This is a genomic window from Flavobacterium sp. RSSB_23, from assembly GCF_051547145.1.
Classification (GTDB): Bacteria; Bacteroidota; Bacteroidia; order Flavobacteriales; family Flavobacteriaceae; genus Flavobacterium.
The window spans coordinates 1-476 of the sequence record NZ_JBPTTO010000058.1 but is presented as its reverse complement, the minus strand read 5'-3'; the positions used below and the strand labels follow the sequence as shown (position 1 = coordinate 476).

The 476-nt window shown below is 45.0% G+C and carries 1 pseudogene; it reads right to left on the bottom strand.

Annotated elements, in window-relative coordinates:
* Positions 1–476, bottom strand: a pseudogene (locus ACSVH9_RS16355) (hypothetical protein); the annotation flags it as partial.

Sequence of the window (476 nt, the reverse complement as noted above, 5' to 3'; positions counted from 1 at the left end):
GAAGCATTTTTCCAAGAATAAGTTACTGTGCCCACAGCTCCAGTTACAGCTCCTGCCGTTACAGAACCCGTGCTAGCACCAAAGCAAGAAGCATCGGTTTTAGATGAAGCACCCAAAGCCAAAGCTGCTTCAGGTTGTCCAACAGTTACAGAATTGGACTCAGAAGAACAAGAGTCACTAACAGTTACAGTATACGTTCCAGCAGGAAGGTTATCAACTGTTGCAGTGGTACCCACTACAGTATTGGAAGCATTTTTCCAAGAATAGGTTACCGTTCCCACAGCTCCAGTTACAGCACCCGCAGTTACAGACCCAGTACTGGCTCCAAAGCAAGAAGCATCAGTTTTAGAAGAAGCACCCAAAGCCAAAGCCGCTTCAGGTTGTCCAATAGTTACAGAATTGGATTCAGAAGAACAAGAGTCAGATACAGTTACAGTATAGGTTCCAGCAGGCAAATTATCAACTGTTGCAGTTGA